This is a genomic window from Desulfotruncus arcticus DSM 17038 (assembly GCF_900113335.1).
GTDB classification, from domain to species: domain Bacteria; phylum Bacillota; class Desulfotomaculia; order Desulfotomaculales; family Desulfallaceae; genus Desulfotruncus; species Desulfotruncus arcticus.
Genome location: NZ_FOOX01000006.1, coordinates 119798 through 135528, shown reverse-complemented (window position 1 = coordinate 135528; position 15731 = coordinate 119798). Strand labels below are relative to the sequence as shown.

Sequence of the window (15731 nt, the reverse complement as noted above, 5' to 3'; positions counted from 1 at the left end):
GTTTTTTATGGTAAGTTTAAATAAATAACTAAATCAATAACTTAACTAAATGATACAAATTGCGAAACTTTATAATTCTTCTGTTCAGGAGCTTTGATTCTATCAAGGCTTAAAAAGGGAACCGGGTGAGAATCCCGGACGGTCCGGCCACTGTGAATGGGGAGCAACCTTTCAACAGGCCACTGTTTCGTCTCGGCACTCAATGAGTGGAGTGCCGGGTGAGACGGGAAGGCGAAGGGAAGCCATGAGCCATGAGTCAGGAAACCTGCCCGAGCAGACAAGCATTAAGCCTTCCGAAGAAAGGCATATAGCTAATGGTTGTACCAGGCGGTTTGCGTAAAATCATGCGGCTTTTATTGCTTTACCGTCAGACAAAAAACCCGGCTTTCTTCGGAAAATCGGGTTTTTTTGTGTAAGTACCCGGCAGCCCGGCGTGTTTGGCGGTCGGTGAGAATTTTGGCAGGGGAGGTGAGGCCGAAAACAATAGCGCCGGAAAAGGAAGGCCAAAGCGGTTGGGAATTAATTCAGAGATCTGCCCCAAATAAGTAAAAGGGAGGAAAAACAAGATGAAAAAACTGCTTACCCTGGTTATAGCCTTTACCCTTGCATTTAGTCTTCAGGCCATGCCGGTCTTTGCCGACGACCAGGACATCGTCATGCTGACCCTGGACGACTCTAAAGACTTCACCGTGGTGGGAGCAGCCGACTATAAAGAAGGAATGAAGGTGGTGGGACTGGACAGCAGTTATCAAAAGCTGACCATCCAGAACCAGGCCGGGATCTCCTGGTTCACCTCCGATGCGGCGGTGGCCAAATTCCTGGATGAGGATGAAGAAGAACAAACCTCCATCACCGGCACCGACACGGTCACGGTGCTGCTGACGGGCCCCGGCCGGGCTACCATCACCGCCACCTTTAACGGTATGACCATCGACAGCAATGTGATGGTGGAAGAAACCACCCAGGACCCCGATGCCGAGAACATCGACGTGCAGGTGGTTGGTATTGATTCCGAGAGTTTTACTTTCAACGATCTGGATGTTGATCTCTTTTCTTTGAAGGATGACGTTTTCGGTTCCGGCTTTGACGACGCCGACGTGCTGAAGGAAGATGCCACCGCCCTCCATGCCCTGCTCTATGCGCTGGAGCTCAAGTATGATCCTGATGAGGGTGAGCCTTGGGATTGGGACTGGGTGGCCGGCAATACCAACGTAGTAATCAGCTCCGAAGGCTCCTATGTGGAGAAAATTGAGGACGATGTCAACGATGGGACCACCGGCTGGCAGTATACGGTAAACAATCAAGATCCGGGCTATGCGGGTTCCATCTATGAATTGAATGACGGCGACAGCGTGGTATGGGAATACACTGCCTGGTAGTATAAGGAAAATAACTGTGCTTTCAGGCAGGTCTCTGAATTATGCGCAAAGAGAGAATCAGTTTACTGGTTCTCTTTTTGCCGTTTGCCAAGGAAGTAAATATATGCTGTTTATGGCTTGAAAAGGAATTCCAATACCCCTTATTGTCAAGCCATGGCAAGGGAGGAATGACGGATTCATGGGGAACCAAAAAAGACCTGTTTTTTGTATGCTGTTAACCCTGCTTCTCCTGCTGGTGCTGCTGGTCCCGGCCTTTGCCGCCGGCATTAGCGTCACGCCGGAACGGGAGACCTACACCGGCGGGGAAACAGTGACCCTGGAGGCCGACCTGACCCCGCCGGAGGGCATTGACTGGCACTACCTGGACCCGCGGGGGAACCGGCAGGAGATCCCGGGGGACGGGAAAAGCATCTCCTTAACGGTTCCGGTCAATGACAGCGGGGAAACGGTCTCCACCGTAGTTTACGCTGTGTACGAAGAGGAAACCCGGTGGACCGGGCTGGATATCGCACCTTTACAGGGGAGCGGTCCCCTGGAGTTGGTGGCGCTCACCCCCCCCAACGACCCGGAGGGGCCGGGGGTGCCGGCGGATTCGAAAATCAAAATGGTTTTCAACCAGCCGGTGGAATGGAACCCGGCCAAAGACTACGCCAGTGTCAACCATTTTGTCGTAAACTATGATCCAAACTATGATGGCTGGGAGAAAACGCTGCAAAAATATAACGACTATAAAAAAAGTGAACTGCTGTTCAACGAAGAAGAGCCCAACACCGTCACCCTACAGGTCTATGACAGCAGCGGCAGTCCTCTGGCCCTGGCGGAAAATCACTGCTTTGAGATCAAGGTATTAAAGGACAGCATCAAAGCCCAAAATTCAGAGGAATTATTTCCGGGGATCTACAACCTACCAGGCAGAGGCTACTGGCGGTTCAATACCCGGCCGGCCATCGCCGTGCCCGCTCATGTCGCCATTAATGAAAAACGAACCGTGAAACGGGTGACGGTGGGAGAAACCGTCCAAATGACGGCCACGGTCTACAACGACGATGGAAGCGTCATCCCCGACTATCCCGCGGAAAACCTACAGTGGGAGACCGGCGACCCGGCGGTGGCCACGGTGGATGAGCAGGGCCGCCTTACCGGCGTCGGGCCGGGCCGGGTCACCCTGTGGCTTTCCGTGGCGGGGGCCGGCAATATCCAGGACCAGTATGACCTGGAAATACGGGCCGATTTTCCCCAAAAACTAACTCCCCAGTGGACCTATTCCCTGGATACAAACTACGATTTCGGCCATCCCGTTTTGACTGCCGACGGCTCCCTTTATACGCTGGTCAGGGCGCCGGAATGGGAGCCGAACGAAATGGTTTATAATATCCTGGCCCTGAACGGGGACGGCACGGTGAAGGAGGGCTTTTCCGGCCCGGCCATAACCAGGTCTGCTGAAAACAAAAGGATTTCCCTGGAGTATGGAGAGATTGACGGCCAACCCTACCTGTTCACCGCCGGGGAGAATACCTTGCTGGCCGTCGATCCGGAAACGGGACAGGTAGCCTGGCAGGTGGAGCTGGACGCGCCGGTGGTTACTCCGGTGGCCCCCGGCGGGGAGGGCCTCCTCTATGTGGGGGGCAACGACGGCCGGGTCTATGCCATGGACGGCAGAAACCAGGCCTATCTGTGGAAGTTCGACACCGAGGGTGAAATCCTGAACGACAACGACGACCCCATGGCCGGTCAATTTACCCTGGACCGGGACGGCCATGTCTACGCCGTGTCCGGCCGAACCCTGTGGGTGATTGACGGCCGGCAGGGCACCCTGCGGTGGAAGTTTGTCTCCCCGGAACTTGGGGACCTGATTACCCAGGCCGCGGTGGATTATGACGGCACCGTTTATATCGGCGCGAAACCCTTCCGGGACGGGGATCCCTACCGGTTCTACGCCCTGACGCCCCCGGCGGACGGCGGGCCACCCGCCGTCCGTTGGCAAAAGGCATTTTCCTGGGTGGGCAACCTCAGGCCCATCGTGGACGATGACGGGGTGTACGTGACGGCGCAGCCGGAAGGAGCGGCCTTCAGCCGGTTCCTCAAGCTGGACCGGGAAAACGGCGGCGTGCTGGAGGATCATCCCTATGAGGCCGGTTACGGCATTATCGGGGAGGATGGATATCTCTATACGAATACGGCCATCTATGACCAAAACCGCCAACCCGTCGCCTATTATGACGACTACCGGAACGCCCTTCCCTATTTAAATTATACCTATTTTTCCCTAGGGCCCGACGGCACTATGTACCGGGCGCTGAAAAATGCAGGATGGTTTGTGGATATCGAGGCGGTGAGCCTTTACGACCTGTCGGGCTCGGTGGTCAGCGACCTGCGGGTGGACAATGACCAGGTGGTGCTGTATTCCGGGGAGACCCGCCGGGTGACCGCCGAGGCCCTGGACCAGAACGGGGTGGTTCTGTCCGCCGTGGCTTTGCAGTGGAGTAGCGGCAATGAAGCCGTCGTCACCGTCAGCGAGGACGGGCTGCTGACGGCCGGGGACCTGGGCGAAGCGGAAATAACCGTGCGGGTGCGGGACAACCCGGCTGTCGCCCGGACCATTTCCGTACAGGTTATCGAACCCCCGGTTCCCGCCCGCATGTATTTCGTCTACGACAACGCCCCGGACAACGCTCCGGAGAACCAGCAGCCCGTGGCCGGCCTGACCGGGTTTGTGGGCGAGGGACTGCCCCAGGTGCGGGTCTTTGTGGAGGACCAGCACGGGCAGTTCGCCCCCAAGCAGCCGGTCACCTGGAGCCTGACCGACGGCGCGGTGGTCAGCATGCTGAACTACCAGGGCGGCAGCGGGGATTATGACATCCGCTACAACGCGGTGCTGACCGGGAAAAAGGAGGGAACCGTGGAAGTCGTCGCCACCCTGACGGACCACCCGGACATTACCTGCCGTCTGCCGGTGCAAATACTGGCCGCCCCCTACGAGATTCTGTGGATCAGGCCCCTGGAGGGCTACTGGTGGCAGAAACGGGCCTACCACGTCATGGGCCGGGACGACGAGCTTTTCTTTGTCAATGAAAACAAACTGGTAGCCGTGGAGCAGGAGGACGGCGGCTTGCTCTGGGAAGCGGAGCTGGGAGATTACCTGGGCGTCCAACTGGGCAAACCCCAGGTGGACGCGGCGGGCACTATTTACCTGTACGCCATCGACAGCACGGCGGTCCTGGCCGTGGAGCCGGACAGCGGGGAACTCCTCTGGCATGTCATTGCCGGCACTGACGGGATTGAGACCCTGGCGGTGGGGGAGGACGCCCTTTACGCCCTGACGGAGCGGGGCAAGCTCTACAAACTGGACCAAGAAGGCGAACTCCTGTGGGACAGCCCCCTGGCGGCGGGCGCCAACAACGGCCTGCTCCTTTCGCCGGAAGGGACACTGTATCTTGCAAAAGGGGACACCCTTTACACCCTGGCGGGGAAAAAACTGCAGCCCTTCTACCGGGGAGAGGGACAGCTGTACCCGGAAGCAATCACCCCCCGGGGGGAACTGATTCTGCAGCAGTATCAGGGAGGAGAATACAGCCTGCTCGCGGTCGGTGATACCGGGGAGGAAAACTGGCGCTACGGGGGCCTGGCCGGCCGGGTGGCCCTGAGCACCGACGCGGACGGGGCCGTTTACGCCGTGGAAATGACCGAGGACGCCGACAAAGAACTCTATTTTCTCTATGCGGACGGCGGCGAACGAGCCCGCGCCACCCTTACAGACCGTTCCCGCCCCGATATGGCGGGGGTCTACAAGCCGGTGATCGGCGCCGACGGGGTGGTCTACCTGTCCATAGCGCAGACCAATGCCCTGGACCCCGACAGCGGGGAGGTGCTGTGGCAGGCCCAGCTGAAGGATGCCTATTCCGTCCAGGTTCCCGACAGTATCACCGTGGACGAGGACGGCGTGGTTTATGTGACCGCGGGGGAAGTGGGCCTGGCGGCCCTGCGGGGCAAGGTCGGCCCGGGCGGGGGACTGCAGCTCCGGGTCAGCGGCAAAGGCAGCCTTGCCCCGGGCCGCTGCGGGGATTTGACCCTGGATCTGTTCAACGGCCTGGAGGAAACCAAGGATACCGCCCTGACCATGTACCTGCAGGATTTGGACAGCGGCACGGTGCTGAGCGCCACCACCCTGGAGGATACCCTGCCGGTGCAGGAAAAGAAGACCTACCAGTGGGGGGTGCGCGTTCCCGTCAGCGGGAAGCACCAGGTGATTTTGCAGGTGCGGGACAGGCGGTCGGACGCGGTACTGGCCCGGGAGAGCATCCCGGTGGGACAATAGAGGCCGGAGGAGGATTGTGATGAAGGGAAAAATAAAGCGCGGCGTCATCCGCGCCCTGATGCTTTTCCTGTTGGCGGTTGCCTTCGCCCCCGGGGCCCCGGCCCTGGCGGGGCCGGGGGTCACCCCGGACTGGGAGCGGACCTTCCGGGGCGGGTACAAGGTTGATTTAAGGGAGGACGAACTCCCCGCCGTGGACCGGACGGGGAACGCCTATGTCAATGTGACCAACGGCTGGCTGTACTGCGTCAACCCGGACCGGACCACGGCCTGGAAGGCCAATTTGTACCAGTCCGGCGAGTATCAGAAAACCGGCGGGGCCGGCCCGGTACCGGATGAAGAAGGAAATATCTATCTAGGTTCCGGGGACAAAAAGGTCTATGCCCTGGCCCCGGACGGCCGGGTGCTCTGGACCGCCCCCATGGGGGACGTGGTGTCCCCGGGGACCTCGCCGGCCCTGGGGGCGGACGGCACTTTGTACGTGGCGGCCCTGAACGGCACCCTTTACGCCCTGGACAAGGATACGGGACAGCAGAAATGGGCGGCGGCCACCAAGGGGGGCTGGAGCCGGAACACCCCCGTGGTGTCCCCGGCGGACGGCACGGTTTACGTGGGCAGCCCCAACTCCGTCAACGCCCTGAACCCGGCGGACGTGAGCGAAAAGTGGTACCGGCACTTTACAGACCTGGTATTGTATGAGGCCACAAGCAGCTCGGGGGACATTGATGAAAAGCGAATGGCCGCGGGGGCTGACGGCACCCTTTATATCATGGCTTATGCAAAAGGCACCAGTTTGAAAGAAAGCCGCCTGCTGGCCCTGGACCCGGCGGACGGCGGCATCAAATGGCAGCTGGAGGTTAACCAGCTGGCCGGCGCCCCGGCGCTGGACGGGGATACTTTGTACTACAAAACCGAGGACAACCGGCTCCACGCCGTGGATACCGCGGACGGCGGCGAGAAATGGGTGTTCCGGGGGGACGAAGCGTACATGACCGCGGACCAGCACTATGGACGCGCCCCGGCGGTGGGCCCGGACGGCACCGTTTATGTGCCCCTGGGCAAAAACCTCTATGCCGTGACCCCCGCGGGGGAAGAAAAATGGCGGAGTACCGGGGGGCAATACTGGATCTACCAGGTTTCGGCGCCCGGGCCCGGCGGGGAACTGTACTGCGTGGCTTCCGACGGGAGGCTGCTGAAGTTTACCGATCCCGACCTGACCCTGATTCCCGACCGCTTAACGCTGGAGGCCGACTTTGCCCTGCTCAAGGGGAGTACCTACACCCTGCAGCCGGGCCTGACCGATACCTACGGCCGCCCTATGGACACCGGCGATTTGCAGTATGCCGGCAGCGACCCCGCCGTACTGGCGGTGGATGCGGGGGGCACGGTGCGGGGCCTGGCGGCGGGCGCCGCGACGGTAACCGTAAGTCATCCCAAAGCGCCGCAGGTGACCGGCACCGTGCGGATTACGGTACTGGAAGACACCCGGGATGTGACCCTGACCGTCACCCCCGCCAACCCGGAGCTGTTGGTGGGGAACCAACTGCTGCTGCAGGCGGGCCTGACTGCCGGGAGCCGGACGGTAAAGGGAGAAGCCTTTGAGTGGACCAGCAGGACCCTGCCCGTGGTGACGGTGGACGAAAACGGGATGGTTCAAGGCGTCAGTGCCGGGGAGGGAACCATGCGGGTGCGGGTTAAAAACCGCCCGGAACTGGCCCAAGAGGTGCGGGTGCTGGTCAAGGAGCCCGCGATAACCAAAGTGACCCCGGAGGAAGTGCGGGCGGCCCTGGTGAAGACTCTGGGCTACTACGCCCGGGAAGGGGTGGGCAACAGGGACTGGGTGGTCTTCGGCATCAACGCCGCCGGGGCGGATGTCCGGGAATACGGAGGGGACGTCTATCTGGCCAGGCTGGAAGCCGGCGTGCGGGATAAGGGCGTCGGCTCCCAGATGACGGACTACGAGCGCACCGCCATCGCGCTGGTGTCAGCGGGGGCGGACCCCCGGGATTTCGGTGGGGTGGACCTGATTGATAAGATTGTCAACTGGCCGGATCTGAGCCAGGGCATCAATGCCTCGGTGTGGGGCCTCATTGCCCTGGATGCCGCCAATGCCGTGGTGCCGCCGGGGGCCAAAAACACCCGGGAAGCGCTGATCAATCATATTTTGAGCAACCGGAGCGGTAAGGGTTGGGCCTATGGCGGAGGCAGCGTTCCGGAGCCGGATATGACGGGCATGGCCCTCTATGCCCTGGCCCCCTACCGGGACCGGCCCGAGATCAGGGCGGCGGGAGAAGCGGCCATCCTGTGGCTGAGTGAAAACCAGCAGGAGGACGGTACTTACGGCTCCTGGGGCGCCACCAACTGCGAGTCCTCCGCCCAGGTAATCATGGCCCTAACAGCCTGGGGGGTGGATCCCCAGGGACCGGCCTTTACCAAAAAAGGAGGCAATGCGGTCACCGCGCTGCTGAACTACCAGACGGCTACGGGGATGTTCAACCATACCAACAGCCCGGACCCGGCCTTTGCCACCCCCCAGGGTCTCCAGGCTTTGGCCGCCCTGCAGGATTACTTGGCCAATGGAGTTTCCACTATTTACTATAAGATTGTTTCCCATGGTTCGGAGCCGGTGACGGTCACAGCCCTGGAAATTTTTCCGGACGGGCTGGAAATGGAAACCGGCCGGAGCATTGCCCTGGGGGTGAAAAACCAGCGGGGCATCGTGCTGGACAACAGTCTGGTCAACTGGTCGGTCAGTGACCCTGATGTGGCCGGTGTCACCGATGCGGGTCTGCTGACCACTAAAAAGGCCGGGCAGGTGAATATCGTGGTAACCCTGAAGGAAAACAGCCAAATACTGGATGCTTCGACTTTGACGGTGGTGCGGCAGGACTTTGAAATTAAGAAAATAGAGAGTACGGACAGCGTGGATGGAGAGAGAAATGTCCGTATAGTCATCAAAAACATTTCGGAGCAGGAAAAATCGGCGGTATTTATCGTGGGACTATATGACCGGGAGAGCCGGGAGTTGATTCAGCAAAGCTATATCTCCAAGACCTTTTTACCCGGTGGGAGCCATCAGATAGAAGCAACCTTTTCCGTACCCGGGGAAGGAGATTACGAAGTCAGGGCGATGGTTTGGAATGACTGGCTGAAAGGAAGAGCCCTGACGGATTTAATCAGCGAATAGTGGAGACAGAGGTCATCGCAGGCCGGAGGGGGAGGAAAGGCCTCCCTGCTTCGGCGGGTGACCCTGGGAAAGACAGGAGGGATAGAATGAAGATATCAAGTAAAAGGTTTCTGTCTTTGCTGATGGTTTTGGCCCTGGTTTTATGCTGGTCGCCCCCGGCCCTCGCCGCCGACAATTTCACGGCCGAGCTGCAGCAGCAGGAGCATCGCCTAACCATTACGGGGACCACCACCCCTGATACCGCCGTAACCCTTTTGGTTACGGGGCTGGATGACGGGGATAAAAAATACTCCGACCAGACTAAATCCGGCGGGGACGGCGCCTATGCCTTTTCCTTTGTCATGGACGAGGGAGGCTACAGGGCTACGGTTACCAGCAATGGAATCCATATCCAGCAGGATTTTGCCGTTGGTAATTACCGCTCGGCAGCGGTGACTGTCCGGGTGGAGGGCAGCGCGGAAACCCTGCTGCCCCGGACCGAGGTGCCGATCTCGGATGGGGAAACCACTCTCCTGGAGGCGGTGCTGAAGGCTTTCAATGAAAAGGACGTCCCCTATGAAATGCAGGGGGATATGATCCATGCCATCCGGGGAGAAACCGGCTGGCAGTGGCTGCTGAACAGCCGGGGAGGCATGGCCGTACCCGGCACCAGGCTCCATGACGGGGATGAGATTGTGCTGGTGGATGACCTGATCTGGGACCCCACCATCACCCGGCTGACCGTTACCCCGGCCAGTATAGCGGTTGGGGCACAGTTTACCGTTACTCTGGAGAAACTGGATGGCACTTCCGCCTCACCGGTGCCCGGCCAGCCCGTGGTCTTCAACAGTGAGATTAAAACCACGGACAGTGCGGGGCAGACCAGCTTTACCCCCGGAAACCAGGGTAGTTTCAGTGTGACCTGTGAACCCACCACCGGCAGCCTGATCCGGCCGGTACCCGTGAAAATAACGGTGAGCGGTTCCGGCGGCAGCAACCCCGGAACGGATCCCGTAGGTAGCAGCATCACAGTAAAAATGCGTATCGAAGGCTACCGGGATACGATCATGGACGGCTACGTCACTTTCAACCCCGAGGACTACAAGGGTGAAGAAGGCAAGTACCGTTTTACCGGTCCCGACGGGGTGGAGTACGTGAACGACCGGGCCACCGTGCTGCTGGCCACCGTGATGGCCTGGAACCAAAACGGCATCCGGGACAACTCCGTGGGCTACCAGGATAACTACGTGGCCCGGATGGCCGGGGAAGAAGAATTCGACTTTGAGTCCGGGCACCCCACCTGCGGCTGGCTGGTCCGGGTCAACAACAAGCTAATCAACGAGGGCGTGGGCGTGTGGCCCGTGAGGGATGGGGACAAAATCGAATGGTACTACGGCGACGTCAACTCCTATTTCGGCTCCATGGAGGTAACTCCCACCAGTCTCAAAACCGGGGAACAGCTCAAAGTGAAAGTCTTCGGCCGGAGCAACGGTGGCATGAGCATGAGTAACACCAGCCGCAAGGAGCCCATGGAGGAAGCCGCCGTATACGTGGGAAGTGAGGAATATACCACCGGCGCCAACGGTGAAGTGGAAATCACCATGAAAAACCCCGGCACTTTTGAAGTATATGCTGTTAAACTGGACAAAGACGCCAGCAGCGGAGGCTGCTACTTCCCCCTAATGTCCAGAACTGAAAAGGTGCGGGTAAAGGTTACCGGAGAAAGCATAGAAACGGTCGTTCCGGTACCTGAAGATCCGGCCGACGCCGCCCGAATAATCAAAGAAGTACTGGACAATCCGGAAGCGGACGGAAACCTGGTGGCTGAAACCGTAAAAGCCGCCGCCATTAGCCTGGCCAACAGCCTGGCGAAAGTGCAGACCGCGGCCGACGCCGCCGCTCTGCTGGACAACACCGCCGCCGTCACCGGTTTGCTGGACCAGGCCGCCGGCCGTATCACCGGCGATCAGGCTGCCGCCACCTTTGCCGGCTCCTGCCTGCAGATAACCGGCGTACTGGCCGGGCTGGCCCCGCAGATAAGCGGCGCGGAAAGCAAAGCAACTCTGGCCCGGGCGGCGGTAGAAACTATCGAAGCCGTCGCCGGAATACTGGATCGCATCAGCGATAAAGCCGGCCTGCAAGAAACAGTTGACGGACTGCTGGACGACGCCGCCCCAATACTGGCCTCCCTGCAAGATCAGGATGCCGCCGCCGTGCAAAACAGCGTGCTCAGCCTGGCCCGTCAGGCCGCCCGGTGCCTGGTGCAGGAAACCCTCGGCGCCGACCGGCTGACCATGCAAGACGTGGAACTGCAAGCAGCCCTGGACCCCGGCCAGGCCGGAGAACTGGCCGGCTATGCCGTCCAAACCGTGGCCGGCCTGGAAGAAAAGCTTGGTCAAATGGACCTCGGCCAGGATCTTAAACTGGCCCGTCAGGCCGTCATAACCATACCCGGCCAGGGCGAGAAAGCCGTACAGGTTACCCTGCCCGCCGGGACAATGGACGAAGTGGCCGCCGGAGGAGCGGACAGCCTGGCCATAAACACTCCGGAGGCAACCTTCAACCTGCCCCCGGGCGCCTTCGGCCAGGCAAGCCAAGACAAAGACATAACCCTGAGCGCCGCCCTGGTGGACCCGGCCGACCTGAACAACCCGGCGGTGCCTCCGGGCAGCATCGTAGTAGACCTGAACGCCGCCGCGGCGGGAGAAGCCATCATCGCCTTCAGCGCACCGCTGGAAGTGAGCCTGCCCTACCCGGGCACCCCGACCGCCGTAACCGTCTACCGGATCAAAGCCGACGGTAGCCTGGAACCAATGGGCGGGACCTACGACTCCATTAGCGGCAGAGTAACATTCCGAACCGGGCATTTTAGCAAATACTTTGCCAAAGAAACTGAAAAAACCGTGGAAATACAAAATCAATTTACAGACTTGGAAAATTATGCCTGGGCCCGGGAAGCCATTGAAGCACTGGCGGGCCAGGGCATCATCAGCGGCAAAGGGAACGGCATCTTCGACCCCGGGGCCGACGTCACCCGGGCCGAATTCGCCTCCCTAATCACCAGAGTGCTCGATCAAAAAGCGCCGCAAAACACCGACCTGCCCTTTAAAGACGTATCCCAAGACAGCTGGTACCACGATGCCGTAGCGGCGGCCTACGCCGGCGGACTGGTGGGCGGAGTCAGCCAAGACCGGTTCAACCCCGGAAACAGCATCAGCCGGGAAGAAATGGCCGTCATCATCGCCAGAGTGCTGGAGCAAAAAGGCCATGCCGGCGGCCGGGCGGAAGACCTGGCCGGCTTTAAAGACCGGGACCGGATCGCCGCCTGGGCGCAAGATGGTGCGGCGCTGGCGGCGCAGGAAGGAATCATCACCGGGGTGGGCGACGGCCGCTTCACCCCCGCCGACAATACCAACCGGGCCCAGGCCGCGGTGATGCTGTACAGGCTGTACGGAATACTGCAGCAGTAGATTGAGCTTAGAGTAAGTATCAAGGGTGATGCCATAAAAAAGCATCAATAATATCAGTAATATCAATAATTAATGAAGCATCTATAATCATAGGCGCCGGACAGACAAACACCAACCGGAACACAAAGGCACTATCCCCGCCGGGGGATAGTGCCTTTGCTGTTCCGGTGAAAAAAAGTTTTCCGGATTTTTTAAATTTTCCGTGTGCAACGCCAGGGCTATATGGTATCAAGTCACGTCGGCAGATCTGAAGGCGGTTCTTGGGATGGAGCCGTTTTCAGTGTAATGAAAATTAGGCCATGTTGACAGTACGACGTAATTATGCTATTTTCTTTACAACTAAAAACAAAGGCAACAGGTGCTTTTACCGGAAGGTGAAGGCTTAAAAGGGAAGCCGGTGCAAGTCCGGCGCGATCCCCGTCGCTGTGTTGGGGAGAGGTGGCACAATAGGTCACTGTTCGTTTGCCCTGAACTCAATCGTATTTATTTAAAAGCAATTAATTTTGCCGTTTTTAAATATTTTTGAGTGCCGGGCCGGATGGGAAGGCGTGAAACCTCGATGAGCCTGAGTCAGAAGACCTGCCTGTTGAAAAGGGACAGCCGTACCTACGGGCGAGAGGAAGGTGGTTTTTTTACGCTTTTTACCTCTGTTGCAAAAATCCCGGTCTGTCTCAGGCCGGGATTTTTATTAACTAGTTTGAAGGACTAATGGCAATACTTGGGCGGTGGCCTGTTGGCTTACCGGCGGCAGGTTGCCCGCGCGGCCGGTGGTGACGTTGGCCTGGATACGGCCACAGCTGCCGTATTCGGTTAGGCCGGGAAAGGATGATCAAAGCATGCTCGCTTACCGGGAAAAGGACAACTTTATTTATAAACTCCACCCCTTTACTGCTGTGGCTTATATTTTTGTGGTGGTTTTGCTGTCTTTAATCTTTGCTCATCCTTTCTATCTACTGGGCTTGTTTTTGGTCCTGGGCGGCGTAATTATCGCTTCCGGCAACCTGTGGGAATGGAAGCCCTACCTGCTGTTAAGCATGGGCTTGCTGGTCATGCTGATGCTGGTCAACGCCGTTTTTGTACAGGCCGGGTCAACGGTGCTGTTTACCGGCCCTAGGGTACCTTTGCTGGGTACTATTAAAATTACTTTAGAAGCGATATGTTTCAGCGGCGCCATGGGAATCCGCCTGCTGGTCATTATCAGCGCTTTTTGCTTTTACACCTATGCTGTGCACCCGGATAAAGTATTAAAGCTATTAAATAAATTCAGCGGCAAATCCGTACTGGCCATCATCCTTGCCACCCGGCTGTTTCCCCTGCTGGTGAAGGATGTGCGCAGGATAGCTGAGGTGCAGCGCTGCCGCGGGGTAAAGCTGGATCACGGTACCCGCCGGCAGCGTTTAAAAAGCCGCCTGCCCGTGATTAATATACTTCTGCTTTCTTCCCTGGAACGCTCCATTCAAATGGCGGAATCTATGCAGGCCAAGGGATACGGGAGCGGGAAAAGGTCTTTCTATTTCCGCGATTACTGGCGGCCCCGGGACTGGCTGGTGCTCATCCCCACCGTTCTAGCCCTGGCGGCGGGAATTTGGGCGGCCCTGAAGGGCTGGTCCGCCTATATTTTTTATCCCCGGCTGGAATCGATCAAGCTTGACCAAATGGTGATGGTGCCAATTATCGTACTGGTGCTGGCGGTGCCGATAATTTTGAACTGGTGGTGGGAAAAATGGCCGCTGTTGCGATCAAAGATTTGACTTACCGATACCCCGACGGGGAAAAACCGGCCCTGAACAACATTAACCTGGAGATTCCGGAGGGGGAGTTCGTTCTGCTGGTGGGCGGTTCCGGCTGCGGCAAGTCGACATTAATCAGGGCCGTAGCCGCTTTGGTACCCGAATTTTACGGAGGTACTTACGAGGGACAGGTTTATATCCACGGACGGGAAACAGGCCGGATAGACCGGCGCAGTTTGGTTCAGCAGGTGGGAATGGTTTTCCAGGACCCGGAAAGCCAGTTGGTAATGACCGGCGTGGAGCAAGAGGTGGCCTTTGGTTTGGAAAACCTGGGCCTGGCAAGCGGCCTGATGAAACGGCGGGTGATGGAGGTTACCAGCGCCCTGGCTTTGTCCGGCTGCCTGCAGAGCTTTATTCCTGAGCTGTCGGGGGGGCAGAAGCAAAAGGTGGTCCTGGCTTCCGTATTGGCGATGCAGCCCGGTATTTTAATCTTGGACGAGCCTACCTCACAATTGGACCCCGTGGCCGGGGAAGAAATACTCACCATGGTCAGGAGGTTGAACGAGGAAAACGGCCTTACCGTTATTCTGGTTGAACAGCGCCTGGAAAGATGTTTTCACTTGGCCGACAGGGTGCTGGTAATGGAAGACGGGCGCGTTATCCAGGACGGCAGCCCCGGAGCTGTAGCCGGGTGGGCGGTAGACAATCATTCCCCCTTTGTGCCCCCGCTGGCCGGCTTGTTTGCCGGGGCGGGCTGCCCGGAGGTGCCGCTGACCGTGAAACAGGGGCGGAAAATTATACAATCATATTCCTTCCGGTCCGATTTAAAAAAACCGGACCGGGAGGTTAAGCCAACTGCATCCGGCGCCCAGGGTGTCGTGGATATCCAGAACCTGTGGTTTACTTATCAAAACGGGACAGAAGCGTTAAAAAAGGTCAATCTGGAAATTTACCCGGGGGATTTTACGGTAATTATGGGGGCCAACGCGGCCGGTAAAACTACCTTGATCAAACATATCATCGGACTTTTAAAGCCCGGCCGGGGGCGGGTAACCGTTACCGGCAGAGATACCAAAAAGCTGTCGGTGGAGGAGCTTGCTCCCATCGTGGGCTATCTGTCCCAGGACCCCAATGATTATCTTTGTTTGCCCACGGTGCGGGAAGAATTGTCTTTTACCCTGAAAAATATGGGCTTGCCGGATAACGGAATAAGCCAAACAATTTTAGCCCGGCTGGCTCTGGAGCAATATGGCAAGGTAAATCCCCGGGATTTAAGCGCCGGTGAGCGCCAGCGGGTGGCCCTGGCCTCGGTGCTGGTGGCCGGGCCCGCAGTGCTGCTCCTGGACGAGCCCACCCGTGGGCTGGATTACCGGCTGAAGGCCGAGTTGGGGAACATTCTGAAAGAATTGCAGGCCCGGGGTACGGCTATTGTGGTTGTAACCCACGACGTGGAGTTTGCCGCCGAGTATGCCCGGGATATCGTGCTGATGGCTGAGGGAACCGTTATTGCCAGGGGCGGCAAATACGAAATGCTGTCGGGCTCCACTTTTTATTCACCCCAGATCAGCAAGTTGTTCAACAATATTGTTGACGGGGTGGTAACCCTGGAACAGGGCCGTGAGATCCTGCATCAGCTGACGCGGGGGGAATAAAACAAGGCCATTGCCAGCTAAG

Annotated in this window: 6 protein-coding genes and 2 riboswitches; all 6 genes read left to right on the top strand. The window is 58.5% G+C overall.

What is annotated here, in order from left to right:
* Nucleotides 1-69 precede the first annotated feature (69 nt).
* Nucleotides 70-287: riboswitch (cobalamin riboswitch) on the top strand.
* Nucleotides 288-566: 279 nt separating this feature from the next.
* The 6 genes from BM056_RS09975 to BM056_RS09945 all read left to right on the top strand — a co-directional run bounded on the left by BM056_RS09975 (nucleotide 567) and on the right by BM056_RS09945 (nucleotide 15709).
* Nucleotides 567-1379, top strand: coding sequence for a DUF4430 domain-containing protein (locus BM056_RS09975; protein ID WP_092471244.1), 813 nt, complete (start codon nucleotides 567-569; stop codon nucleotides 1377-1379).
* A gap of 178 nt (nucleotides 1380-1557) precedes the next feature.
* A complete protein-coding gene (locus BM056_RS09970; protein WP_092471242.1) occupies nucleotides 1558-5694 on the top strand; it encodes an outer membrane protein assembly factor BamB family protein in 4137 nt (1378 codons plus the stop codon).
* A gap of 19 nt (nucleotides 5695-5713) precedes the next feature.
* Complete coding sequence (locus BM056_RS09965) at nucleotides 5714-8878, top strand: outer membrane protein assembly factor BamB family protein (RefSeq protein WP_092471240.1); 3165 nt, start codon at nucleotides 5714-5716, stop codon at nucleotides 8876-8878.
* A gap of 86 nt (nucleotides 8879-8964) precedes the next feature.
* On the top strand, nucleotides 8965-12327 hold the full coding sequence (locus BM056_RS09960) for an S-layer homology domain-containing protein (RefSeq protein WP_092471238.1): 3363 nt from the start codon (nucleotides 8965-8967) through the stop codon (nucleotides 12325-12327).
* 339 nt (nucleotides 12328-12666) lie between these two features.
* Nucleotides 12667-12928, top strand: a riboswitch (cobalamin riboswitch).
* Nucleotides 12929-13163: 235 nt separating this feature from the next.
* Complete coding sequence (locus BM056_RS09950) at nucleotides 13164-14078, top strand: energy-coupling factor transporter transmembrane component T family protein (protein ID WP_092471234.1); 915 nt, start codon at nucleotides 13164-13166, stop codon at nucleotides 14076-14078.
* Nucleotides 14051-15709: an ABC transporter ATP-binding protein gene (locus BM056_RS09945; protein ID WP_092471232.1), complete on the top strand. Its 1659-nt coding sequence runs from the start codon at nucleotides 14051-14053 to the stop codon at nucleotides 15707-15709. Before BM056_RS09950 ends, BM056_RS09945 begins: the two co-directional genes overlap by 28 nt.
* The last annotated feature ends 22 nt before the right edge of the window (nucleotides 15710-15731 follow it).

Bases quoted from the DNA above. Each gene is read 5' to 3' on its own strand.
- BM056_RS09975 (WP_092471244.1), top strand. From the start codon at position 567: ATGAAAAAACTGCTTACCCTGGTTATAGCCTTTACCCTTGCATTTAGT.
- BM056_RS09970 (WP_092471242.1), top strand. From the start codon at position 1,558: ATGGGGAACCAAAAAAGACCTGTTTTTTGTATGCTGTTAACCCTGCTT.
- BM056_RS09965 (WP_092471240.1), top strand. From the start codon at position 5,714: ATGAAGGGAAAAATAAAGCGCGGCGTCATCCGCGCCCTGATGCTTTTC.
- BM056_RS09960 (WP_092471238.1), top strand. From the start codon at position 8,965: ATGAAGATATCAAGTAAAAGGTTTCTGTCTTTGCTGATGGTTTTGGCC.
- BM056_RS09950 (WP_092471234.1), top strand. From the start codon at position 13,164: ATGCTCGCTTACCGGGAAAAGGACAACTTTATTTATAAACTCCACCCC.
- BM056_RS09945 (WP_092471232.1), top strand. From the start codon at position 14,051: ATGGCCGCTGTTGCGATCAAAGATTTGACTTACCGATACCCCGACGGG.